This is a genomic window from Microbacterium sp. Ag1 (assembly GCF_001005635.1).
Classification (GTDB): domain Bacteria; phylum Actinomycetota; class Actinomycetes; order Actinomycetales; family Microbacteriaceae; genus Microbacterium; species Microbacterium oxydans.
On sequence record NZ_LBCR01000028.1, the window covers coordinates 98,408 to 120,949 of the forward strand.

The window sequence follows — 22,542 nt, forward strand, 5'->3', positions numbered from 1 at the left end:
CGTGCCTTTCATGAACGAATACAGTGTACTCATCTCCGGTGCCGGAATCGCAGGACCCGCCCTCGCGCATTGGCTCCACCGGCAGGGCATCCGCTCCACGATCGTCGAGCAGGCGCCGGAACTCCGCCTCGGCGGCCAAGCCGTGGACCTGCGCGGCCTCGGTGAGGTCGTCGCTCAGCGGATGGGCATCATGTCGCAGGTTCGCGACCGCCTCGTCCATGAGAAAGGGCTGCGCTACATCGACAGCGCAGGGCAGGAGCTCGCCACGATGCCTGCAGACCTCTTCGTCGGAGACGGCAGCCCCGTCACCGAGCTCGAAATCATGAAAGGTGACCTCACGGAGATCCTCCACGACCTGGTCTTCGGTCACACCGAGATGATCTTCGGCGACCGCATCGAGGAGATGGTCGACGGGCTGGAGGGTGTCGAGGTCACGTTCCGCAGCGGGCTCATCCGCACCTTCGACATCGTGGTGGGCGCCGACGGCATCCACTCCGGCGTGCGGGCGCTCGCCTTCGGCCCGGAGCCTGACTATGTCGTGCACCTCGGCGCGTACCTCGGATACTGCACGGTGCTCGATCCGGGACCCCTCGACTCCTGGTTCGACATGTACAGCGAACCGGGGCGGATGCTCGCTCTTCGACCCGAGCGCGGCGGATCGGCGAAGGCGATGCTGGCGTTCGCCGACGCCGGGCGGGATATCGACAGGCGTGATGTCGCCAGCCAGAAGCGTCTCCTCCGTGAGGTCTTCGCGGGCATGGGATGGCGCTCGGAGGAACTGCTCGCCGCGGCAGAAGCGGACGAGGAGTTCCACCTGGACACCATCAGTCAGGTGCACATGGAGCACTGGACCACAGGGCGGGTGGGGCTCGTCGGCGATGCCGGCTACTGCGGCTCGCCTCTCACCGGAATGGGAACGAGTCTTGCCTTGGTGGGTGCATACGTGCTGGCGGGTGAGCTCGGACGCGCACGCGGCGACCATGCGTCGGCATTCGCCTCGTATGAGCGGATCATGCGCCCCTACGTCACTGCCGCGCACGCGCTCCCGCCGGGAGGGGTCGACGGCTTCCTGCCCAGAGGGCGCTTCATGCTCCGGATGCGGGTGCTGTCCGCCCGCCTCATGCACCATTGGCCGATGCGCCAGCTCGTCGCGCGCATGCTCAACAAGTCCGAAGCGATCGAGCTCCCCGATTACGCCTGGGCGGAACTGGCGAGCGCATGAGGGCTCTCTAGCTGGCGGATCCGCTGAGGCCGGCTTCGACCGGCGCCCAGCCGTTCTCGAGGATCACGAATCCCGCTTCGAGCGTCCCGAAGGGGTCGTCGTTCTCGTTCACGAGCAGCTGCATCTGCAGGATGAACCGCGAGTAGACCCGGATCTCCGGGGTGGGTGTATCGAGTCCCAGTTCGTCGGCGATCGCGTCGGAGAGGGCGTCTTCGTGTCGGAGCCACATCTTCGCCGCGTAGTCGCGCAGCGCCGGTGTCTCGTTCAGGAAGCGCATGAAGGTGCGAGTGATCTCGTCTCCGTGCTCGTCGACGTTCGCGCGGAGCTCTGAGGCATAGAAGTCATGGATCGCGCGGTTGATGGTGCTCCCTGACGGGCGCTCGCGGACGGCGGCGACCAGGCGATCGCGCTGCTCGTCGTCTTCGTCGAACACCAGCGCCTCCTTCTGAGGGAAGTGCGCGAACACGGTCGTGGGGGAGACGTCTGCGGCATCGGCGACCTCGCGGATGCTCACCTCATCGAAGCCGCGTTCCAGGAACATGGCCGTCGCGACGTCGGAGATCGCCTTGCGGGTCGCGGCCTTCTTCCGTTCGCGGCGACCGAGAGGTGCGGGATTGGTCATGTTCGAGAGTCTATCGTGAACCCACTATAGAACTGGCTTGACACCAAAACTGGTATGACTACACTTTCGGTATGACTTCACCCACCTCTCTCATGCGACGGGATCAGAACCGCGCGTGGATCATGCTCATCGTGCTCACGATGCTGACCGTCATCGGCATGACCGTCGTTCTCCCGGTGCTGCCCTTCGTGGTGCTCCAGTACGTCTCGCACGAAAGCGATCTGGCCATCTGGGTCGGCGTGCTCGAAGCGATCAACGGGCTGTGCGCCTTCCTGGTCGCGCCCTTCCTCGGACGTCTCTCAGACCGCTTCGGACGTCGACCCGTGATCATCGTCGCGGCATTCGGTGCGGCCTTCTCGATGGCGCTGTTCGGATTCGGCGGCGCCCTCTGGGTGCTCGTGCTCGCTCGCGTCATCCAGGGCCTCACCGCGGGCGACCTGCCTGCCCTCTTCGCCTACCTGGCCGACATCACCCCGCCGGAGCAGCGGGCCAAGCGCTTCGGCCTCCTCGGTGCGCTCTCGGGGATCGGCACCATGATCGGTCCGGCCATCGGAGGACTGCTCGCCGCGATCAGCATCCAGCTCCCGGTGTTCCTCACCGCCGCCGTCGCCGTCACGATCGCGATCCTCAGCATCTTCCTCCTCCCGGAGAGCCTGAAGCCGGGCAACCGGATCGCCACGATCAAGCTGCGCGATGTGCAGCCCTTCGCCGTCTTCAAGGAGGCCTTCGGACGCAAGGAGCTGCGCGGGCTGATGATCGGCTTCGGTCTGCTCGCGCTGCCGTTCGGCTTCTTCGTGAACAACTTCAGCGTCCTCGCCCTGGACTCCATCCAGTGGGGACCGACCCAGATCGGACTCCTGACCGCGGCCGTCGGCATCATCGACATCCTCATCCAGGGCGTGCTGCTGGGCATCCTGCTTCCGCGCATCGGCGAGCGCGGAGTGATCGTGAGCGGCATCGTCGCGCAGATGATCGGTCTCGCGGCCCTCGCCGTCGTGGCTTCCGTCTTCGCGCAGCCGTGGGTGTTCATCGTCGGCGCCCTGATGCTGGCCGCCGGCCAGGGGGCGTCCCAGGCCGCGATGGACGGGGCGATGTCCAACGCCGTCGGCGACGACGAGCAGGGCTGGCTCGGCGGAGCCACCCAGTCGTTGAATGCGGCGATGGGCACGGCGGCCCCGCTCATCGCCGGTGCGCTCTACGCACTGGTCAGCCACGCGGCCCCGTACTGGCTCGGGGTCGCGCTCATGATCGTGGCGGTGATCGTCGTCAGCCGCGCGCACATCGCGAACACCGCGAAGCGCCCGGCCGGCGAGACGACGGGCGACGCTCCCGCGGCACTCGTGGAGACGGCCGGCTGAGGTTCAGTCCGAGGGGGTTGCCGGGCGCGGCAGCCCCCTCAGCCGTGCGATCGACGCCAGCAACTCTTCCGGCGCGGATCCGATGCTTCCGAGCACCGCGGCGGCTGCCGCGCTGAACCCCGCCGTGTCGATCGGGAGCCGTGCCACGTTCGGCACCAGTCCCTTCTCGTTCGTCACCCACTGGCCGGCGGCCGCGTGCCAGGCATGGGCGATCAGCATGGCCGCTGTGGTTCCGCACAGCGCCACGTAGGCGGCATCGCCCGTCTTCGCGCCCTTCGTGGCTGCGTTCAGCAGGAAGTCGACCTGCCAGAGATTCTCGATGAACGCCGCGCGGAGGGCGTCGGGGTACGGAGTCACGCTTTGAGCCAGCGCGACGAGGATCCCGTCCGGGTCGCAGAGCGGCACGCCGGTCGCCACCTCACCCGCATAGGCGACGTCGAGGAAGCCGAGCGGATGTCCCGGCTGGGAGTGGAAGGCGAACTCGCCACGGACGGCGCGGGCGCACTGGTCCTCGACGCGGGTCACGTCGCGGAGGATGAGGTCGACCGGTGCGCCGTCGACGATCAGCCAGGCCCCGCTGTCGACCCAGAGTCCCCATCCGCCGCGGCCGGCGATCTCGACGTCTTCACCGGTCCATCCGCGCGCCGCCTCCGCGAGGGCGGTCAGGTCGACGTCCGCCTCCACATACAGCCCCAGATCGATGTCGGAGTCGGGACGGTGCGTCCCGCGCGCGCGGCTGCCGCCCAACGCGACGGCTCGCACCCCTGGCACCTTTCCCAGGCCGTCGGCCATAGAGCGGAGGCGGTCTTCATCGAGCACGACACCGATCGTACTCATGCGGATTCCCCGGTGCGGATCCCGCCGGCGTCAGTCCTTGCCGCCGCGCACGAGCTCGAGCCCTGCGCCGGCGAACTGCCGCAGGGTCGCGTCCGGGAGGAAGGCCCGGGTGAGCGCTCCGCCGATGCGGGTGAGGTCGCTCTCGTCACGGAACAGCAGGTACATGGTCTCGTACCGCGGGTGGAACTTCTGCTTGAAACGGTGCAGCGACCCGAAGCCGTACACCGGTTCCAGGGCCTCGGCGAGCCGGTCGCTGAGCGCTGCGATCATCCCGGCATCCGGTGGATAGTCGTGGGCGAGCGGTGCCCCTGAGAGCGACATGATCTGTGCGCCCTCGTCGGCGAACTGGCGGGCGGAGGATCCGATGAGGTACTCCATCACCGGCCCGAAGCCGCCCTCGCGACGCCGCATGAGGTCGAGGGTCCAGCCGCGCACGACGCCGCCTTCGCCGTAGACCGGCAGCCACGACAGGAACCCGTCGACGTCGCCGTTCGGAGCGAGGGCCAGCGCGAGTCGCACCTCCGGGTCTTCCGCCTCGTCGAGCGTGCCGAGCGTGAAACGCATCTCCGGCAGATCCTTGTCTCCCACCCAGGCCTCCGAGATCGCGCGCAGCTGCTGCTGCACACCCCACGGTTCGGCCTTCAGGTGCGTCATCCGGAACGTCATCTCCTCGCGGCCCGCCTTGTTGAGCGAGGTGCGGACGGAGTTCCAGCGCTTGCCGGTGAACTCCAGGCCGGGGAGGTCGACGATCGTGTCGTCCGCCACCACGATGCTCCGCCACGTCGAGGGCACGGCGGCGCGCGTGGCTTCGTCGGCGCTGAAGAAGCACGGCACGAGACCGGCCAGCTCGGCGGCGTGGATGAAGTCGGTCACGGCCTCGGCGCGCGTCTGTGCCGGTCCGATCGGGTCGGCGAGGGCGAGGGCGACGCCGTTGCGCCGCTGGTAGGCCACGATGCCGCCGATGACCCTGGCGTAGCTGTTGCCGTCCCAGGTCGTCATCCACGAGAGCGTGCCGCCTCCGTGCGTGCGCAGCTGCTGCTTCATGTCCTCGACGGTGGGGGCGGGTTGCGTGCCGAGCTTGGCTCGCCGCTTGGCGCGGAAAGCGCGGCGTACCCAGATCAGGTACACGAGCATGATCAGCCAGAGGAACCCGTTCGCCAGAGCGAGCTCGGTGTCTCCATCCCAACGGAAATCGACCTGAGCCTGGCTGTACACCGTGATCAGGATCAGCACGAGAGTGGCAGTGAGGACGTTGAAGATCCCCAGCAACAGCGCGAGCACCCAGGTCCAGCGGCGCCCGCGTCGGAGGCCGTTCACCAACACGAGGATCACGACGAGATCGATCGCCAGGTCGATGAATCCGCCGGACGCGGGATCGGTCTGGCCGAAGGGGCCGTCGGTCGCCACGAACGTCGTGATGATCTCCACGGCGCCGAGGACGAGCATCGCGACCACGGCGATCAGCCGCTGCTCGCGGACCGTGGTGTGCCGCACCCGCAGCGACCGGTCGACCACGAGGATCAGCAGCACCGCGAGGAGGTGTTCGAGGTCGGCGACCTTGCCCCAGAACAGCATCGCGATGAAGACGAAGCCGAGCAGGATGAGCCAGCCGCGCACTCGCCACGGCGGACGGAACAGCCCGACCGCGGCGGCGATGCAGGCCATGGTGCCGCCGGATGCCCCCACGTCGAGTGCCTGGGCCTGCTCCGTCGCCCAGGCCCAGGGGAACTGCGACAGCAGGAACAGCAGCAGCGCGGTGGCGAAGATCGCGAACAGCTGCCCGATCCAGTAGTAGGCGAGCGCGATGCGCGACCCGCGACGGAACTCCAGGTAGGCCATGCCCCAGAAGCCCGCGATGGTGAACAGATACACCCACGGCTCGTTGACGAAGAACGTGCCGGTGAGCGGAGTCCACCACTTGCCGTCGGCCAGGTTGGGAAGACCGTAGGCGACGCTCTGGAAGAGCGCGGTGTCCTCGAACGGTGTCCAGAGTCCGCGCGAGACCACCCCGACGACGAGGATCAGCAGCACCATCGTCAGCGTCGCGGGGATGCGCCGGACGACGGCGATCACGGGATGCGGAGAGGGGGAGTGCTCCTCGGTCATGCGCTCAGCGTAGCGAGGGAGGTGGCTCCGCCGCGGAGGCCGCTCCTACTCGCCGCGGAGAACCCGTCGGAGGTCGGCGATCTCCTCGGCCGTCATCCCACCGCTGCGCAGGTAGCCCGACACGTCTCCGTGATTCGCGGTGATCCACTCCATCGCCGTCTCGATCGCCGACGCCGGCGATTCGGTGGCGAGGGTCTTCAGCGCCGGGGTGAGGGGGACTCCGAGAGAGGTGATCAGCGCGGTGAGGGCCTCGGCGAATCCGCGCGCGAGGTTCTTCTCCGTGAGGGTGTAGTCGGCGACGATCTCCTCACGGGGAACCTCCGCGACGAGCAGCAGGATCGCGGCAGCGAGGCCGGTGCGGTCCTTACCCGCAGTGCAGTGGAACAGCACTCCCGGCCGCTCGGTGCGCGCGGCGGCGAGCACCGTCCTGGCGATGGTGGCGAACTGCGGGGCACTGGACTCCAGGATCGAGGTGTAGAGCTCCTCCAGCGTCGGCACCTGCTTCAGCACCTCGGTGACCTGGGTCACGGAGAGACCAGCGCTCCCGGCCGCGGGGAGGAACTTCTTGACCATCTCGTCCATCGCCCCGCCCTGCATGGGAAGTTCGATCAGTGTCACGCTGCCGTCGTCGGGCAGTCGGTCGGCGGCACGGGAGCGCTCGCCGTCCGTGCGCAGGTCGATGACCGTGCCGATACGCAGATCGGTCAGGGCCTGCATCCCCTCATCCGTCAATGCAGCCAGCGCGTCCGACCGGAAGAGGAGGCCGGAGGTGAGCGTCCCGCCGTCGGAGGTCGGGAGTCCCGTGAGTTCGCGGGCGTTGTGGGTCGTCTGCAAAGCGGTTGAGATGTCGATGGTCATTCTGGCCTCTCCTGGGTGTGCGGCCAGAATATCGGTGTGGCGGGAACGCGCGGCTTCGACACGGAAACCGCGTGTTCCCGCCCGTCGTCTCAGCCGTTCACGGCCTTCTCGATGGCCTGCTCGAGGTCGTCCCACTCCTGCAGCACGACTTTCTCCCCGGCGACGAAGAAGGTCGGCGTGCTGTTGACCCCGAGCTTCTCACCGTCCGTCTTGTCGGACTGCACCCGCTCCGCGGTGGCCGGATCGGCGATCGCGGCGTCGTAGGCGGCCATGTCGAGGCCGAGCTCCTCGGCGAAGCCTCGGAACACCTCAGGGGTCTCCTCTGGCTGCTCGCCCCACTGTGCCTGGGTCTCGAACAGGCGGTGGTACATGTCCTCGAAGCGGTCCTGCCGAGCGGCCGCCTCGGCGGCCAACGCGGCCTGCGTGGAGTTGATGTGACCGGGAAGCGGGAAGTAGCGCACGACGTAGGTGATCTCTCCGTCGTACTTCTCGCGGAGATCTTCCACCACGGGGTAGAACGCACCGCACGCCTCGCATTCGAAGTCGAGGAACTCGACGACGGTCACGGCGCCGTCGCCCCCGTCATCGAGCACATGCGAGTCGGTGCGGACGGTCTGCTGCGGTTCTCCTTCTGCCGAGGGTGCGGCGGGTTGCTGCTGGCTGATCGCGAACACGATCCCGGCGATCAGCAGGACGATGGCGACGGCGATGGCGACCAGGGTCGCTTTGACAGAGTTCTTCATGGGGTCTCCAGACACACGGGTACGACGAGGGAAGGTGCCGCCGGCGGGCGGCGCGGACGCTCGTCGTGGATCAGGTGCGGGAGATGGAGAGCTGCGTGAGGGTGAGAGCGGAGACGAGGATGCCGGAGCCCGCCCGGCTCGGAGTCGCCGCGTGCGGAGAGTGGACGTCGAGCGTCCGTGTCGAATGGCCCGTGAGCCGGCGGAACAGCAGGATCAAGGCGACGGACCCCAGCACCGCGAGCAGGCAGATGCCCACGCCGGAGGACAGCACATCGACCGTCGCTGCGCTCTCGGCATCGGCTGAGGTCGGGGCAGCCGCGGCCGACTCCGAGACACCGGAGGCGAGACACAGTGTCGCGTGCACGTCGGCGGAACCCCGAGACGTCGACCAGGCGCCGACGACGAGCAGGAGCGCGAGGCCGACGGCGATGATCACACGGGCGATCAGCAGCCGTTCGGCCCCCGCTCGCGGCGACGGATCAGGCGATGGGGGCAGCATTTCCCGCGCAGTCTAGCAACGCCGCCTCTGTCCTCCCCGGGGCCGGAGCGGTCGCGACACGCCTAGACTGGAGGGGTGGCGAGACTACTGATCGTCGGCGGCTTCCTCGCCGCCGTGTTCTGGGTGTTCAGCATCGTCGACTGTGCAGTGCAGCCGGCGACGCGGCACCGGGGTGTGTCCAAACCGCTCTGGATCGCGATCGTCGTGCTCCTTCCCGTGATCGGCGGCATCCTCTGGTTCGTGATCGGCCGCCGTCGGGCGAACGATCCCGGTGTCCGTCCTGTCGTCGCACCGGATGACGACCCTGCTTTCCTCCGCAGCATCAGCAAGTCCGAGCAGGATGCGCGTATCCGCCGCCTCGAGGAGGAGCTGGCACGCCTGGACGACGAGACCGACGAGCCTCCTGCCACGGACCAGCGCCCGTGACGTCGTCGCCGGCGATGGACGCCGCGGCGACCCTGATCGCCGAGCTCGTCGGCCACGGTGTGCGCGACATCGTGGTGTCGCCGGGCTCGCGGTCGCAGGCACTCGCGCTCGCCGCTGTGCGTGCCGCCGATGACGGACACCTCCGCGTGCACGTCCGCATCGACGAGCGGGTCGCGGGGTTCACCGCCCTCGGCATCGCCAAGGAGACACGCATGCCCGCAGCGGTGGTGTGCACCTCGGGGACGGCCGTCGGCAACCTGCTTCCCGCGGTCATGGAGGCGTTCCACTCCGGGGTCCCGATGCTCCTGCTCACCGCCGACCGCCCCCCGGAGCTGCGCGGCGTCGGCGCCAACCAGGCGACGCTCCAGGAAGGCCTCTTCCGTCCGTGGGTGCGTGACGCGCTCGATGCTCCGGTGCCGGGCGAGGGCGACTGGGCCGGACTCGCCGAACGGGCGGTCGCCGCGTCGATGGGGGCACGCGAGGTCGAGAGCGGCCTCCGTGGCGTCGCCGGGCCCGTGCACCTGAACCTTCCCACGAGAGAGCCCCTCTCGGGGGACCTTCCCTCCATCGAACCCGTCCGGGGCGAAGTTCCCTCGGGGCTGAAGGAGGAGCCGTTCGAGCTCGACCGCAGTCGGCGCACCGTCGTGATCGCCGGGGCCGATGCCGGCCCCGATGCCGAAGAGATCGCGCATGCCGGTGGGTGGCCGCTGATCGCCGAGATCGTGAGCGGTGCGCGGTTCGGACGTCAGGTCGTGCACGGCTACCGTCGCCTGCTGGCTCGCGAAGACCTCGGCGGACGCATCGAGCGGGTCGTGGTGCTGGGCCATCCCACTCTCAGCCGCGAGGTCGCCGCGCTGCTCGCGCGACAGGACGTCGAGATCGTCGCCGTGCGCCACGGCGGCGAGGAGTTGAACCTCAACCACCGCACGCGCGGAGTCGACGCGGTCGCGGTCACCCCGGGGGCCGCCGATCGCGACTGGCTCGGCGAGTGGATGCGCGCGTCCGCCGCTGAGGTCGTGGACCTGAGCGAGCACGCCCCCGACCCGGAGGCGCTGGCATCCGCCGACTTCGCTGCGCGCAGAGAAGCGGTGAAAGCCGAGCTCGACGCGGTCCGCCGCCCGCTCGATCGCGAGCTCCTCGTCGATGCCGTGTGGCGCGCCACCTGGCCGCACGATCGCCTGGTGTTCGGATCCTCGCGCCTGGTGCGCGTCGCCGATCAGGTGCTCGGCGGCAAGAAGGTCCCCGTCCACGCCAACCGCGGTCTCGCCGGCATCGACGGCACGATAGCCACCGCGACAGGTGTCGCGATCTCCAGTCAGGCGGCCGGAGCACCAGGGATCACCCGTGTGCTGCTGGGCGATCTGGCCTTCCTGCACGATGTCGGCGCCCTGCTGCTGCCGCCGGACGAGACGGAGCCTCGGCTGCAGGTCATCGTCGGGAACGACGGCGGCGGCACGATCTTCGATGCCCTCGAGGTCGCATCCTCCGCCCGGCCGGGCGACCTCGACCGGGCCTTCTACACGCCGCACACCGTCCGCCTCGAACACCTCGCCCTCGCCTACGGCTGGGAGTACCAGCGCGTCACCACCCGCACGGCACTCGATCAGGCGCTGACCTCGCCGCGCGGCGGCCGTCAGATCATCGAGGTGCCGCTGGCGCGTTGACTGGCAGGATGTGCGTATGAACGCGCACACCTGGACGCAGAAGCTGCGAGTCGGCGAGGGATTCCGTCTCGCCGATGTCGACCCCGATGCCAAGCCCGGCTACGACCACGGCAAGTCGCACGGGGTCTCCGACCTCGCGGCAGGCCTGGCGGACCTCAACGTGCTGCAGGAACGGCTGTTCGCCGAGAGCCGCGTCGGCGTGGCGAAGGACGCCGTTCTCCTGGTGCTGCAGGCGATGGACTCCGCGGGCAAGGGCGGCATCGTGCGGCACGTTGTCGGCGGTGTCGATCCGCAGGGCGTCGCGCTCGCCGCATTCAAGGCGCCGACGGCCGAGGAGCGCGCGCACGACTTCCTCTGGCGTGTCGAGAAGCGTCTGCCGGAGCCGGGGTTCATCGGGGTGTTCGATCGCTCGCACTACGAGGATGTGCTGATCGGGCGCGTGCGCGAACTCGCCCCGCCCGCGGAGATCGAGCGCCGCTACGACGCCATCAACGAGTTCGAGGCGCGCGTCGCGGCATCGGGCACCCGGATCGTGAAGGTCATGCTGCACATCTCGCCCGAAGAGCAGAAGGCGCGGCTGATGGAGCGCCTCGAACGTCCGGACAAGTACTGGAAGTACAACCCGGGTGATGTGGACGAGCGGATGCTCTGGCCGCAGTACATGGACGCGTATCAGACCGTCTTCGACCGCACGTCGACCGACGCGGCCCCGTGGTTCGTGATCCCGGCGAATGCGAAATGGTACGCGCGACTCGCGGTGCAGGAGCTGCTACTCGCGGCACTGGAGGACATCGATCCGCAGTGGCCGAGTGCCGACTTCGACGTCGAGGCCGAGAAGAAGCGCCTCGCCGCCAGTTGAGCGTGCGCCGCGGTCAGGCCAGCGCGTCGACCAGCGGACGGAACTTCACGCGCGTCTCGAGCAGTTCGCTCTCGGGATCGGAGCCGGCGACGATACCGGCGCCCGCGTATGCGGTCACGCCGATCTCTCCCGCCCGTTCGGTGAACTGGGCGCAGCGGAGCGCGATCGCCCACTCGCCGTTGCCTGCGGCGTCCACCCAGCCGACGGGGCCCGCGTAGCGCCCGCGATCGAAGGGCTCGAGCTCGCGGATCGCCGCGATCGCCGCGGGGGTCGGGGTGCCGGCCACAGCCGCAGTCGGGTGCAGCGCGCGGACGAGGTCGAGTGCCGTCTCTCCGGACGCGAGCTCGCCTTCGACATCGGTGGCCAGATGGAACAGGTTGGGGAGCTTCAGCAGGAAGGGCTGCTCGCTCGCCGCCAGAGCCCTGGTGTGGGCGCGCAGCGAGGCGAGCACGCTCTGCACGGCGTACTGGTGCTCGTCGAGATCCTTCACGCTCGACGCGAGATGAGCGGACGCGGCGGTATCGGCATCCGCATCGGCTCCGCGGCCGATCGTGCCCGCCAGCACCCGCGCGGTCACCGTGCCCCCGTGCACGGTCACGAGCGTCTCCGGGCTCGCGCCGATCAAGCCGTCGACGGCGAAGGCCCAGGTGTCGGGGTAGCCGGTCGACAGGGCGCGCACCAGACGCCGCAGGTCCGATCCGGCGGGGATGCTGCCGGTGAGGTCGCGTGCGAGCACGACCTTGCTCACCTCGCCGTCGGCGATGCGGGTGAGGGCGCGGCGCACCGAGTCCTGGTAGCCCCGAGGCGTCTGGGCCCCCGGACCCACCGTGCCGGCCCAGTGCGGTCCATAGGGCTGCGTGACCAGGTCGACCTGATGTTCCGGCGCACCTGCCTGCGCGGCGCCGGCGAAGCGGATCGTGGTGCGCCAGAAGCGGTCGCCGTGCCGTCCGATCACCTGCGTCGGGATCACCAGCACGCTGTCGGCTGTCGAATCCTCATCGAATGCGATGGTCCCGAAGGCGACGAGCCCGGTGCCGGGAAGCTCCATCGGGTCGGACACCTCGGCATGCGCGGCCATGTCCCGCCAGGCGCTCGCGAGCGACGTGACGCGTGACGCTTCCGCATGTGCGGGAGGCCGGATCTCGCTGAGGGTCTGGCCGACGGCGACGATCCCGTCTCCGCGCCGCAACCAGGCCAGAGGACGGGCGGGGTCGGCGTACGCCAGGAGGTCTTCGACCGCGTCGATCTCTCGGGTCTCCACGACCAGGTGGGGGGTGTGCACGCATCCAGCCTATGCCGCTCAGGCGACAGGGATCTGCGTGGCCGTAGGGTGAGCGGATGAGCGATGCACGCCCCGCACCCGGCACCGAGATGGTCTTCCAGTGGCGCAAGTGGGACGGCTCGCCGCACTGGCGGCACGAGTGCGTGTATCTCGGTGCCGACCGGTGGGGCGATTGGCTCGGACAGCCCGTGGGGTGGCACAGCGTGCGACCGGGCGCGGAGTTCCACGCCGGGGGTCCGAACGTCACCCTGGTTCCGGCCGACGGCGACCATGCCGTGACGGTCAACCGCCGTCACCGCAGGGGCATGCGCATCTACATCGACCTGGGGTGGGACATCCACTGGTCCGACGATCCGCTCCTCGTGACCGGGATCGACATGGACCTCGACGTGGTGCGGGTCGCGGGCGAGCACGGCACCTGGGTCGACGACCGCGACGAGTGGGCCGAGCACAGTGTGCGCTACGGGTATCCCGCGGACGTCATGGCCCATCTCGAGTCCCTGGCCCTCGACCTCGAGACGCGGGTGCGTGCGCAGGTCGCCCCGTTCGACGACGCCACCGTCGACCCCTGGCTCGACCACCTCGAAGCGCTGGGCCTCCCGCCTAGACTGGACTCGTGACCTCGAACGAGAAGAACCGCGCCGATCTCGGCAAGGACCCCGCCCGCGTCAGCGGCATGTTCGACCAGGTCGCCGCGGGCTACGACCGCACGAACACCGCCATGACGTTCGGCAACGACGTGCTCTGGCGGGCAGCCACCACGCGAGCCGTGGCTCCGAAGCCGGGTGAGCGCATCCTCGACCTCGGTGCCGGAACGGCGTCGTCGTCGGCCTCCCTCGCGCGCAGCGGCGCCGAGGTGGTCGCAGCCGACTTCTCCCCGGGGATGCTCGCCGAGGGGGAGCGGCGGCACGGCGCGATGCGCAACCTGTCGTTCGTGCAGGCCGATGCCACCGATCTGCCGTTCCCCGACGCCTCGTTCGACGCGGTCACCATGTCTTACGCGCTGCGCAACGTGAACGATCCGAAGAAGGCGCTTCGCGAGCTGTATCGGGTCACGAGGCCCGGGGGCCGGCTCGTGATCAACGAGTTCTCGACGCCGCCGGGGAAGCTCTTCCGCAGCGCATACAGGTTCTACAACGCGCAGGTGCTGCCCCGTGTCGCCCGCGTGGCCGGCACCAACGGCGATGCCTACGACTATCTGAACGAGTCGATCAGGGAGTGGCCCGATCAGAAGCGGCTCTCCGCGTGGATCCGTGAGGCGGGCTGGAGCGAGGTCGCGTACCGCAATCTCTCGTTCGGCATCGTGGCCCTGCACAGAGCGCGCAAGCCGGAGTGAACCGTCCGAGCGAAACCGTGACATCGGACGAAGGTAGGCTGAGAACGTGACTTCGAGCCCCATCGCCCCGGGTTCGCTACTGGCGAGCCGTCTCGGCTTCAGCGATCGCGTCTTCATCGGCCCCGCCGCCCGCCGCGTCGCCCGCGCCATCGAGGACGGGCTGGAACTCGTCGAGACCGGTCTGGCCGACGACGTCCGTGTCGCCGACCCTCTGGCCGATGCCGCGAGTCGCTATCTGTACGAGGCAGGTGGCAAGCGCATCCGCCCCGTGCTCACCCTCCTCGCCGCCCAGCTCGGCGACGGCAACACCGCCCAGGTCATCGACGTCGCGAAGGCGCTCGAGATCACGCATCTCGGATCGCTCTATCACGACGATGTGATGGACGGAGCCGATCGCCGTCGCGGGGTACCGGCTGCCCACGCCGTGTGGGGCAACAACATCGCGATCCTCACGGGCGACATCCTGTTCTCCCGTGCCAGCCAGTTGATGTCCCGACTCGGTGAGCGCGCGATCCGTCTTCAGGCCGACACCTTCGAGCGGCTCGTCCTCGGTCAGATGCACGAGACCCTGGGCCCGCAGGAGGGCGACGACCCGATCGAGTTCTACATCCAGGTGCTCGCCGACAAGACGGGTTCGCTGATCGCCGCGGCCACTCAGGGCGGTGTGATCTTCTCGAACGCTCCGTCGGAGTACGAGGAGCCGCTGCGCGTGTACGGCGAGAAGATCGGCGTGGCTTTCCAGCTGCTCGACGATGTGATCGACCTCTCAGCGAAGCCCGAGGAGACCGGCAAGGTGCCGGGCACCGACCTGCGCGCCGGCGTTCCGACCATGCCCTACCTCCTGTTGAAGGCGGAGCACGATGCGGGTGCGGTCGATCTCGCGGCGCGCATCGACGACGGTGTGGCCCTGATCGCCGATGGCGCGGACTCCGCGATCCTCGACGGCCCGCTGGATGAGCTGCGCGATCACGCGGTCACGCAGAAGACCCTCGAGCTCGCGCACGCCTGGACACAGGATGCGATCGACGCCCTCACGCGCCTGCCGCGGGGGACCGTGCGCGAGGCACTGACCCGCTTCGCAGAGACCCTCGCCGAACGCTCCAGCTGAATCCGCGCGGGCGGCCCGTCGGGTCGCGCGCCTGTTGCGACGGCATACGAAAGGACCTCCCATGACCAAGCTCAGACTGGCCATCGTCGGTGCAGGCCCCGCCGGCATCTACGCCGCGGACATCCTGCTGAAGGCGGAGCGCAAGTTCGACGTCTCGATCGATCTGTTCGAGCAGCTTCCCGCGCCCTACGGTCTGGTGCGCTACGGTGTGGCCCCCGACCACCCTCGCATCAAGGGGATCATCACGGCCCTGCGCGACGTTCTCGACCGCGGTGACATCCGCCTGTTCGGCAACGTGCGCTTCGGCGAGGACATCACCCTCGAAGACCTGAAGAAGCACTACAACGCGGTGATCTTCGCCACGGGTGCCATCCGCGACACGTCTCTGGACATCCCCGGCATCGACGCTGTCGCCTCCTACGGAGCGGCCGACTACGTCAGCTGGTTCGACGGACACCCTGACGTTCCGCGCGAATGGCCGCTGGATGCGGCATCCGTCGGTGTGCTGGGCAACGGCAACGTGGCGCTCGATGTCGCACGCATGCTGGCCAAGCACGCGGAGGATCTGCTGGTCACCGAGGTGCCGTCGAACGTCTACGAGGGCCTCAAGGCCAGCGAGATCACCGACGTGCACGTGTTCGGCCGTCGTGGGCCGGCGCAGGTGAAGTTCACGCCGCTCGAGCTGCGCGAGCTCGGCGAACTGCGGGACGTCGACATGGTCGTCTACGACGAGGACTTCGACTACGACGATGCGGCGAAGGATGCCGTCGCCAGCAACAAGCAGGTCATGGTCATCGACCGCATCTTGCAGTCGTGGCGCAAGCGCGATTCGGTGAACAACGCCGGCGGCACGGCCTCGCGACGCCTGCACCTGCACTTCTGGGCGAAGCCGGTCGAGGTCCGCAAGGATGAGAACGGTCGCGTCGCGGCTCTCGTCTACGAGCGCACCCAGCCCGACGGCCAGGGCGGCGCGATCGGCACCGGTGAGCTGCGCGAGGTGCCCTTGCAGGCCCTGTACCGCGCCATCGGCTACTTCGGCTCGCCGCTTCCCGGCGTCCCGTTCGACAAGAAGCACGGCGTGATCCCCAACCGTGAGGGCCAGGTGCTCGCGAAGGACTCGAACGAGCGCGTCCCCGGCATCTACGCCACGGGGTGGATCAAGCGCGGGCCGGTGGGTCTGATCGGGCACACCAAGTCCGATGCGATGGAGACCGTGCGCCACATCATCAACGACCAGGGCTCCTGGTGGCACCCGGAGGACCCCTCCGAGGAGGCCATCGTCGAGCTCCTGCAGGAGCGCGGTGTGCGCTGGACCGACCTGGACGGATGGCACCGCCTCGACGAGCACGAGATCGCTCTGGGCGCGCCTGAGGAGCGGGCCCGCGTCAAGGTGGTCCCGCGCGACGAGATGGTCCGCGTCTCCCGCGGCGAGTAACGCCGTCTCGGTCGGGCCTCCCCGTCCCTTCGGCACGCTCCGCTAGCCTGGCGTGAACGGGGGAGGAATGCATGGCCGACTGGATTCCCGATGTGCTCGGTGACGAGTTCCAGCAGCGCACTCTCGACCTCGGTGTCGACGATCAGGGTCCGGTCGTGGCCACGCTGGTGCGCGCGCTGCCGACAGAGCCGGGCCTCTGGGAAAGGGTGCGCGGACACCGTCCGCTCCTCGACGGAGTCGATGTGCTGTACGTGCACGGCTGGTCCGACTACTTCTTCCAGAAGCGTCTCGCCCGCTTCTGGACCACGCGGGGCGCCCGTTTCTTCGCGCTCGATCTGCGCAAGTACGGCCGCAGCCTCCGCGACGGGCAGACGCCGGGATACATCGCCGATCTCGCGATCTACGACGAGGACATCGCTGCGGCACTGGACGCCATGGGGCGTGGGGAAGGAGGCGTCGAATCCGACCGGCGCCTGATCCTGCTCGGACACTCCACCGGCGGTCTGACACTGAGCCTGTGGGCGTCTCGGCATCCGGGAGCGGCCGACGCGGTGATCCTCAACAGCCCCTGGCTGGAGTTCCAGTTCGCCCCGGCGAGAGCGGCGATCGCCCCGATGGTCGAACTGCAGGCGAGGATCCGTCCGATGGAGGTGGCACCGCAGGTCGACCTCGGCTTCTACACGCGAGCACAGCAGGAGGTGGCCGACCCTGACGACCCGATGGAGGTGAACCCGGTCTGGCGCCCGGCGCAGACCATGGCCGTGTACGCGGGGTGGCTGCACGCCATCCTGTCGGGGCACAAGGCCGTGGCAGCGGGCCTGTCCATCACGGCGCCGGTGTGCGTGCTGCTCTCCGCGAGATTCGTGCCCCCGACGCGATGGTCGGAGGACCTCACCTCAGCCGATTCCGTGCTGGTCGTCGACGACATCGCCCGTGCGGCACTCCGTCTCGGACCCAGCGTCACCGTGGAGCGCATCGATGGTGCCCTGCACGACGTGTTCCTCTCCCGGCACGAGGCACGGGAGGACGCCTATCGGCGGCTGGACCGGTGGGTCACCGCATGGCGAGCGGTGCAGTGAGCTCTCACAGGTAGTACATCGCCCGGACGAGGCGCTCTGCGGTGTCGCCGTCCGCACTTCGGACGGCATCGCCGAAGTCGGAGTACACCTGACCCATGCGTGCGCGATCCGACGGCGGCACCACCCAATCGCGGAGGTTGCGGAACAGCACCATGCTCGCGTCGTCGATCAGCGTGCGATGCTGCGAGTTGCCGCTGTGATCGCCGAGGTAGGAGAACACCGCCCAGCGCGCGTTCGACGTCTCGGTGCCGTCCTCGAGTGATGCGTGCAAGCCCTCGACCAGGGCGACGACGTGCTCGCGCTGGGCCATCGTGATCCTCGGTACGGCCAGTCTCGCGGCGATGCCCGCCTGGTAGCCGGCGAACTCGAGCGACTGCGCCACGGTCTCCGGGGTCACCGCCGTCACCTCCGTGTATCGGCTCGGATACATCGTCACCATCCCGAGGCGTTCCAGTCGCTGGAGCGCCTCCCGCACCGGTGTCCGTGACACGTGCAGCTCCTCCGCCACGTCGACGTCACGGATGCGCTCACCCGCGGCCAACGTGCCGTCGATGATCTGTCCGCCGATGTGGTGGAAGACTTCTTCGGCCAGGAGCTGCTTGCTCTCGCCGATGTTCGTCGATCCGGTGCTCCCCATGGATCCGCCCCCAGTTGCCCTTCTGATCCCGAGCGCCCCATGATTCGCCCGGGAGGGCAACTACATCATGAAGTCGCTTCGGATGCCAATATCCACCACCGGAGTCCGCGGTCCGCGTGGGGGCGCGCAGCGCGGGCCCCGGTGGGCTCTTCTTACGTGTGGTCGCCCGCTCGCGGTTTCCGTGGCCGGCGGATGCTCAGCATCCGCCGGCCACCGAAGACGCGAGCGCATGGAACTGCCGCGGCCTCGTCCCCACGAGGGCAAGCTCGCAATACCGAAATCGCGCAGCCCTACGACGGCAGTGCGTCACGCGGCGTTCGCGTCGTCGGTCGAGTCGACCGCTTCCCAGTCTTGGGTACCGAAACCCATATATTGGTATGCAATTCGACAATCTGGCACGCAGTCCAGAAATCACGACGGAGGGGCCGGATGCGATCGCATCCGGCCCCTCCGTCGTCGAGCGCGACGCTTACCGGTAGTTGATGAACTGCAGGTCGAGATCGAGGTCGGCGCCCTTCAACAGCGCGATGACCGACTGCAGGTCGTCGCGGCTCTTGGACTGCACGCGCAGCTCGTCGCCCTGGATCTGGCTCTTCACGCCCTTGGGGCCCTCGTCCCGGATGATCTTGTTGATCTTCTTCGCGTTCTCGGAGGAGATGCCGTCCTTGAGCGTCGAGACGATGCGGAACTCCTTGCCGCTGGCGAACGGGTCGCCGGACTCGAGGCTCTTCAGCGAGATGCCGCGCTTGATGAGCTTGGACTGGAACACGTCGAGCACGGCCTTGGCGCGCTCTTCGGTGTTCGCGATGATGAGGATGCTCTCGCCGCTCCAGGCGATCGACGCACCGGTGCCCTTGAAGTCGTAGCGCTGCTCGATCTCCTTGCGGGCCTGGTTCAGAGCATTCTCCGCTTCCTGGTGGTCGACCTTCGAGACGATGTCAAATGAGCTGTCAGCCATGGTTTCATCCTACTCAGGGGCTCAGCGCGTAGACGTTGTCGGAGACCCGGGTGGCTCCGTCCGGCGTGGGGTAGTCGTCGGGGACGGTCACGAAGTGCCCGGCGGGACCACTCATCTCCACGGGGGCGCCTTCTCCGCCGCACGCCATGCCCCACTCGCCGTCCTCGGGGAAGGCGAGCACGCATACCGCTCCGTGTTCGACGCCGCGCAGCAGCCAGATCGAGCTGCCGGAGTGTTCACCCACCAGGCGGGCCGACGACAGGTCGGCGACGTCTCCGGAGTCCTGCTCCGCCACCGCGTCCGGGACGGCGTCTTCCGGCTCGGCTTCTCGATCCAGGACGCCGTAGCTCGGGGCGAACACGGTGCACCCGCTCAGCGCCATCGCCGTGAGCGCCAACGCGAGCGCTGCCGTGATCCTGCGGATGCGAAGTGTGCCACCAGCCATGACCACAGTCTACGGAGCGGGTTTCGTCGGACCCGTGGAAGCGTTTCCATCCAAGTGAAGCGGATTTCGGTGCATCACGGGTTGATATCGACGGCCTCTCTCATTGCGAACACCCCTGATTTCGATGCATACTGTAAGCGCTTGCAGTCCTTGCAGGTGATCAGCACTGAGAGAGGCACACACCAATGAAGGTGAACAAGAGGGGCATCGTCGCCGCGGGCGCGATCGCCATCGTTTCGACTCTGACGCTTGCCGGCTGCTCCACGGGGACCAGCAACGACGACACCTCCGGCTCCGACGACAGCAGTGCGCTGGTCGTCTGGGTCGACGCCGAGCGGGTCGACGCGCTTCAGGGCGCCGCAGATGCCTATGAGGAGAAGACCGGCGTCAAGGTCGAGCTCACGGGCAAGTCGGTCGATGACATGAAGGACGACTTCATCCAGCAGGTCCCGACCGGCAAGGGCCCCGACATCGTCATGGGCGCGCACGACTGGCTGGGCGAGCTCTCCACGAACGGCGTGGTCGCTCCGATCGAGCTGGGCGACAGCTCCGAGGACTACCTCCCCGTCGCGCTGCAGGCGGCGACGTACGACGGCACCGTCTACATGCTCCCGTACGCCGTGGAGAACATCGCCGTGCTCCGCAACGCCGACCTGGTTCCGGCTCCCGCGACCAGCTTCGACGACATGATCTCCAAGGGGAAGTTCGTCGTCGAGCAGGGGACCGAGGGCAACCCGTACCACCTGTACCCGTTCCAGACCGCGTTCGGCGCCCCGGTGTTCGGCACCGACGACACCGGCAGCTACGACTCCACCGACCTCCAGCTCGGCAGCGAGGGCGGCTTCGCCTTCGCCGACTGGCTGGGCGCGCAGGGCGCAGCCGGCGTGCTCAACACCGACGTCGACGGTGAGATCGCCAAGCAGCAGTTCCTCGACGGCACGGCGGCCTTCTGGCTGACCGGTCCGTGGAACGTGGGTGCGGCCACCGACGCCGGCATCAACGTCGCGATCGACCCGATCCCGAGCCCGACCGGTGAGACCGCATCGCCGTTCGCCGGAGTGAAGGGCTTCTTCGTGAGCTCGGAGTCGAAGAACAAGGTCGCCGCGAACGACTTCCTCGTGAACTACATCGGCACCGAAGACGTGCAGCTCGAGCTGTTCAAGGCCGGCAACGTGCTTCCCGCGCTCACCGCTGCCGCCGACACCGCGGCCGCCGACCCGATCATCGCCGGCTTCCAGGCCGTCGGTGCCGACGCCGTGCCGATGCCCGCCATCCCGGCCATGGGTGCGGTCTGGCAGTACTGGGGCGTGGCCGAGGCCGCGATCATCAACGGCGAGGACCCGGCGACGACGTGGCAGAAGCTCGTCGACGACGTGACCGCCGCGATCAAGTAACAGCCAGGACACTGACTCTGCCGGGGTGGGCGCCTTCGCCCGCCCCGGCAGGATCATGACGAGGACGACATGACTGACACCGAAGAGCGCACAGCTCCTCCGACCAAGCGCCAGCGCCAGGCCGCCAAGATCGCCGAGGCTGCATCCGGGCCGATCGGCTGGATGCTGCTGAAGATCCTCCTGCTGGCGGTCGTCGATGCGATCGCCCTGTACGCCGCGTTCGTGCTGTTCGCGCACCAGGAGTGGTTGATCCTCGGCATCGTGGTCGTCGTCGCGGTCCTCGTCAACTACATCTACTTCTCCCGCAAGCGCATCGCGGCGAAGTACCTCACGCCCGGCATCATCTTCCTGATCGTGTTCCAGGTCTTCACGCTGCTCTACACCGGGTACATCGGCTTCACGAACTACGGCACCGGCCACAACGGAACCAAGGACCAGGCGATCTCCTCGCTCCTCGCTTCGGCGCAGGAGCGGGTCGAGGACTCGCCGACGTACCCCGTCACCGTGGTCGAGCAGTTCGGCACCTACGGCCTGCTGGCGACCGACCCGGACACCGGCGATGCACTCCTCGGCACGGCGGAGCAGCCGCTCGCAGAGGTCGACGCGCAGTTCGAAGGTGACAAGGCCGTCGCGGTCGACGGGTGGACCACGCTTCCCCTCGCCACCGTCTTCACGCTGTCGGAGGAGCTGGAGCAGCTCTCCGTCCCGTTCAGCGACGACCCCAACGAGGGCAGCCTGCGCGCCCCGGACGGGCAGAAGGGCTACCTCTACGTCTCGACGCTCGAGTACGACGAGGCTGCAGACACGATCACCGACACCACCACAGGGATCGTCTACTCCGACACGGGTGACGGTGCGTTCACAGCCGAAGGCGGAGAGCAGCTCCTCCCCGGATGGCAGACGACGGTCGGTTTCGACAACTTCGTGCGCGCTGTCACCGACTCCTCCATCCGCGGTCCGCTCATCTCGGTGACGCTCTGGACCTTCGCGTTCGCGCTGATCTCGGTCGCGACCACGTTCTTCCTCGGTCTGCTGCTCGCGCTGGTGTTCAACAACAACCGGATGCGCTTCCGCAACGGCTACCGCATCATCCTGATCCTCCCGTACGCGTTCCCCGCGTTCCTGTCCGCGCTGGTCTGGGCGGGCATGATGAACGAGAGCTTCGGCTTCATCAACCAGGTGATCTTCGGCGGGGCCGCGATCCCGTGGCTGACCGATCCCACGCTCGCCAAGGTGTCGGTGCTGCTGGTGAACCTGTGGCTCGGGTTCCCGTACATGTTCCTGGTCTGCATGGGGGCGCTGCAGGGCATCCCGGAGGACGTCAACGAAGCCGCCGTGATGGACGGCGCGAACCCGTGGCAGGTCTTCCGCCGCATCAAGCTGCCGCTGCTGCTCGTGACCGTGGCGCCGCTGCTGATCTCGTCGTTCGCGTTCAACTTCAACAACTTCAACCTGATCTACATGCTCACCAAGGGCGGGCCGCGCTTCAGCGATGTGTCCATCCCCGTGGGCCACACCGACATCCTGATCTCGATGGTCTACAAGGTGGCCTTCACGGGTCAGACCCGCGACTACGGTCTGGCGTCGGCCTTCACGATCCTGATCTTCATCGTGGTCGCGACGATCTCCATCATCAGCTTCCGCAAGACCAAGGCCCTCGAGGAGCTGAACTGA

At 68.2% G+C, this 22,542-nt stretch carries 22 protein-coding genes; 12 read left to right on the forward strand and 10 right to left on the reverse strand.

Going from position 1 to position 22,542, the window contains the following annotated elements; translation table 11 throughout:
* The first annotated feature begins 10 nt into the window (after window positions 1-10).
* On the forward strand, window positions 11-1,222 hold the full coding sequence (locus tag AAY78_RS07900; protein ID WP_046747786.1) for an FAD-dependent monooxygenase: 1,212 nt from the start codon (window positions 11-13) through the stop codon (window positions 1,220-1,222).
* Window positions 1,223-1,229: 7 nt separating this feature from the next.
* Here AAY78_RS07900 and AAY78_RS07905 read toward each other — a convergent pair whose 3' ends face one another.
* Window positions 1,230-1,844: a TetR/AcrR family transcriptional regulator gene (locus tag AAY78_RS07905; RefSeq protein WP_046747787.1), complete on the reverse strand. Its 615-nt coding sequence runs from the start codon at window positions 1,842-1,844 to the stop codon at window positions 1,230-1,232.
* A 71-nt stretch (window positions 1,845-1,915) separates the two neighbouring features.
* Here AAY78_RS07905 and tet(42) point away from each other — a divergent pair, with 71 nt between their 5' ends.
* Complete coding sequence (gene tet(42), locus AAY78_RS07910; RefSeq protein ID WP_231589683.1) at window positions 1,916-3,202, forward strand: tetracycline efflux MFS transporter Tet(42); 1,287 nt, start codon at window positions 1,916-1,918, stop codon at window positions 3,200-3,202.
* A gap of 3 nt (window positions 3,203-3,205) precedes the next feature.
* On the opposite strand, the gene AAY78_RS07915 is transcribed toward tet(42), so the two are convergent.
* The 5 genes from AAY78_RS07915 to AAY78_RS07935 all read right to left on the reverse strand — a co-directional run bounded on the left by AAY78_RS07915 (window position 3,206) and on the right by AAY78_RS07935 (window position 8,245).
* On the reverse strand, window positions 3,206-4,039 hold the full coding sequence (locus tag AAY78_RS07915) for a nucleotidyltransferase domain-containing protein (protein ID WP_052748697.1): 834 nt from the start codon (window positions 4,037-4,039) through the stop codon (window positions 3,206-3,208).
* A 30-nt stretch (window positions 4,040-4,069) separates the two neighbouring features.
* A complete protein-coding gene (locus tag AAY78_RS07920) occupies window positions 4,070-6,145 on the reverse strand; it encodes a bifunctional lysylphosphatidylglycerol flippase/synthetase MprF (RefSeq protein WP_046747788.1) in 2,076 nt (691 codons plus the stop codon).
* Between the two features lie 45 nt (window positions 6,146-6,190).
* Window positions 6,191-7,003 (reverse strand): tyrosine-protein phosphatase, encoded by an 813-nt coding sequence (locus AAY78_RS07925; protein WP_046747789.1) that lies wholly within the window; start codon window positions 7,001-7,003, stop codon window positions 6,191-6,193.
* An 89-nt stretch (window positions 7,004-7,092) separates the two neighbouring features.
* Window positions 7,093-7,746 carry a DsbA family protein gene (locus AAY78_RS07930; RefSeq protein ID WP_046747790.1) on the reverse strand — a complete coding sequence of 218 codons (654 nt, stop codon included), beginning with the start codon at window positions 7,744-7,746 and terminating at the stop codon, window positions 7,093-7,095.
* 70 nt (window positions 7,747-7,816) lie between these two features.
* Window positions 7,817-8,245 (reverse strand): hypothetical protein, encoded by a 429-nt coding sequence (locus tag AAY78_RS07935; protein ID WP_046747791.1) that lies wholly within the window; start codon window positions 8,243-8,245, stop codon window positions 7,817-7,819.
* 75 nt (window positions 8,246-8,320) lie between these two features.
* Here AAY78_RS07935 and AAY78_RS07940 point away from each other — a divergent pair, with 75 nt between their 5' ends.
* From AAY78_RS07940 to AAY78_RS07950, 3 genes are read left to right on the forward strand one after another with little or no spacing between them, the layout of a single operon-like run.
* A complete protein-coding gene (locus tag AAY78_RS07940) occupies window positions 8,321-8,671 on the forward strand; it encodes a PLD nuclease N-terminal domain-containing protein (protein ID WP_046747792.1) in 351 nt (116 codons plus the stop codon).
* A 14-nt stretch (window positions 8,672-8,685) separates the two neighbouring features.
* A complete protein-coding gene (menD, locus tag AAY78_RS07945) occupies window positions 8,686-10,335 on the forward strand; it encodes a 2-succinyl-5-enolpyruvyl-6-hydroxy-3-cyclohexene-1-carboxylic-acid synthase (RefSeq protein WP_046747936.1) in 1,650 nt (549 codons plus the stop codon).
* A gap of 16 nt (window positions 10,336-10,351) precedes the next feature.
* On the forward strand, window positions 10,352-11,194 hold the full coding sequence (locus tag AAY78_RS07950) for a polyphosphate kinase 2 family protein (RefSeq protein ID WP_046747793.1): 843 nt from the start codon (window positions 10,352-10,354) through the stop codon (window positions 11,192-11,194).
* 13 nt (window positions 11,195-11,207) lie between these two features.
* Here the strand turns inward: AAY78_RS07950 and AAY78_RS07955 are convergent, their stop codons facing one another.
* A complete protein-coding gene (locus AAY78_RS07955; protein ID WP_046747794.1) occupies window positions 11,208-12,476 on the reverse strand; it encodes an isochorismate synthase in 1,269 nt (422 codons plus the stop codon).
* Between the two features lie 56 nt (window positions 12,477-12,532).
* Here AAY78_RS07955 and AAY78_RS07960 point away from each other — a divergent pair, with 56 nt between their 5' ends.
* From AAY78_RS07960 to AAY78_RS07980, 5 genes are all read left to right on the forward strand, one after another.
* Window positions 12,533-13,096 carry a DUF402 domain-containing protein gene (locus AAY78_RS07960; RefSeq protein WP_046747795.1) on the forward strand — a complete coding sequence of 188 codons (564 nt, stop codon included), beginning with the start codon at window positions 12,533-12,535 and terminating at the stop codon, window positions 13,094-13,096.
* On the forward strand, window positions 13,093-13,812 hold the full coding sequence (locus AAY78_RS07965; RefSeq protein WP_046747796.1) for a class I SAM-dependent methyltransferase: 720 nt from the start codon (window positions 13,093-13,095) through the stop codon (window positions 13,810-13,812). Before AAY78_RS07960 ends, AAY78_RS07965 begins: the two co-directional genes overlap by 4 nt.
* A gap of 46 nt (window positions 13,813-13,858) precedes the next feature.
* The gene (locus tag AAY78_RS07970) at window positions 13,859-14,920 is read left to right on the forward strand and encodes a polyprenyl synthetase family protein (RefSeq protein ID WP_046747797.1); all 1,062 of its coding nucleotides are present in this window, start codon (window positions 13,859-13,861) and stop codon (window positions 14,918-14,920) included.
* A gap of 61 nt (window positions 14,921-14,981) precedes the next feature.
* Window positions 14,982-16,355, forward strand: coding sequence for an FAD-dependent oxidoreductase (locus tag AAY78_RS07975; protein WP_046747798.1), 1,374 nt, complete (start codon window positions 14,982-14,984; stop codon window positions 16,353-16,355).
* 71 nt (window positions 16,356-16,426) lie between these two features.
* Entirely contained in the window at window positions 16,427-17,434 is a 1,008-nt protein-coding gene (locus AAY78_RS07980) for an alpha/beta hydrolase (RefSeq protein ID WP_046747799.1), read from the forward strand.
* 4 nt (window positions 17,435-17,438) lie between these two features.
* On the opposite strand, the gene AAY78_RS07985 is transcribed toward AAY78_RS07980, so the two are convergent.
* The 3 genes from AAY78_RS07985 to AAY78_RS07995 all read right to left on the reverse strand — a co-directional run bounded on the left by AAY78_RS07985 (window position 17,439) and on the right by AAY78_RS07995 (window position 19,474).
* Window positions 17,439-18,071, reverse strand: a complete 633-nt coding sequence (locus AAY78_RS07985; protein ID WP_046747800.1) for a GntR family transcriptional regulator — start codon at window positions 18,069-18,071, stop codon at window positions 17,439-17,441.
* 469 nt (window positions 18,072-18,540) lie between these two features.
* Window positions 18,541-19,029 (reverse strand): YajQ family cyclic di-GMP-binding protein, encoded by a 489-nt coding sequence (locus AAY78_RS07990; RefSeq protein ID WP_017829222.1) that lies wholly within the window; start codon window positions 19,027-19,029, stop codon window positions 18,541-18,543.
* A gap of 13 nt (window positions 19,030-19,042) precedes the next feature.
* Entirely contained in the window at window positions 19,043-19,474 is a 432-nt protein-coding gene (locus AAY78_RS07995; RefSeq protein ID WP_046747801.1) for a hypothetical protein, read from the reverse strand.
* Between the two features lie 185 nt (window positions 19,475-19,659).
* Between AAY78_RS07995 and AAY78_RS08000 the strand changes: the two genes are divergently transcribed.
* Window positions 19,660-20,868: a sugar ABC transporter substrate-binding protein gene (locus AAY78_RS08000; protein ID WP_046747802.1), complete on the forward strand. Its 1,209-nt coding sequence runs from the start codon at window positions 19,660-19,662 to the stop codon at window positions 20,866-20,868.
* A 69-nt stretch (window positions 20,869-20,937) separates the two neighbouring features.
* The gene (locus AAY78_RS08005; RefSeq protein ID WP_046747803.1) at window positions 20,938-22,542 is read left to right on the forward strand and encodes an ABC transporter permease subunit; all 1,605 of its coding nucleotides are present in this window, start codon (window positions 20,938-20,940) and stop codon (window positions 22,540-22,542) included.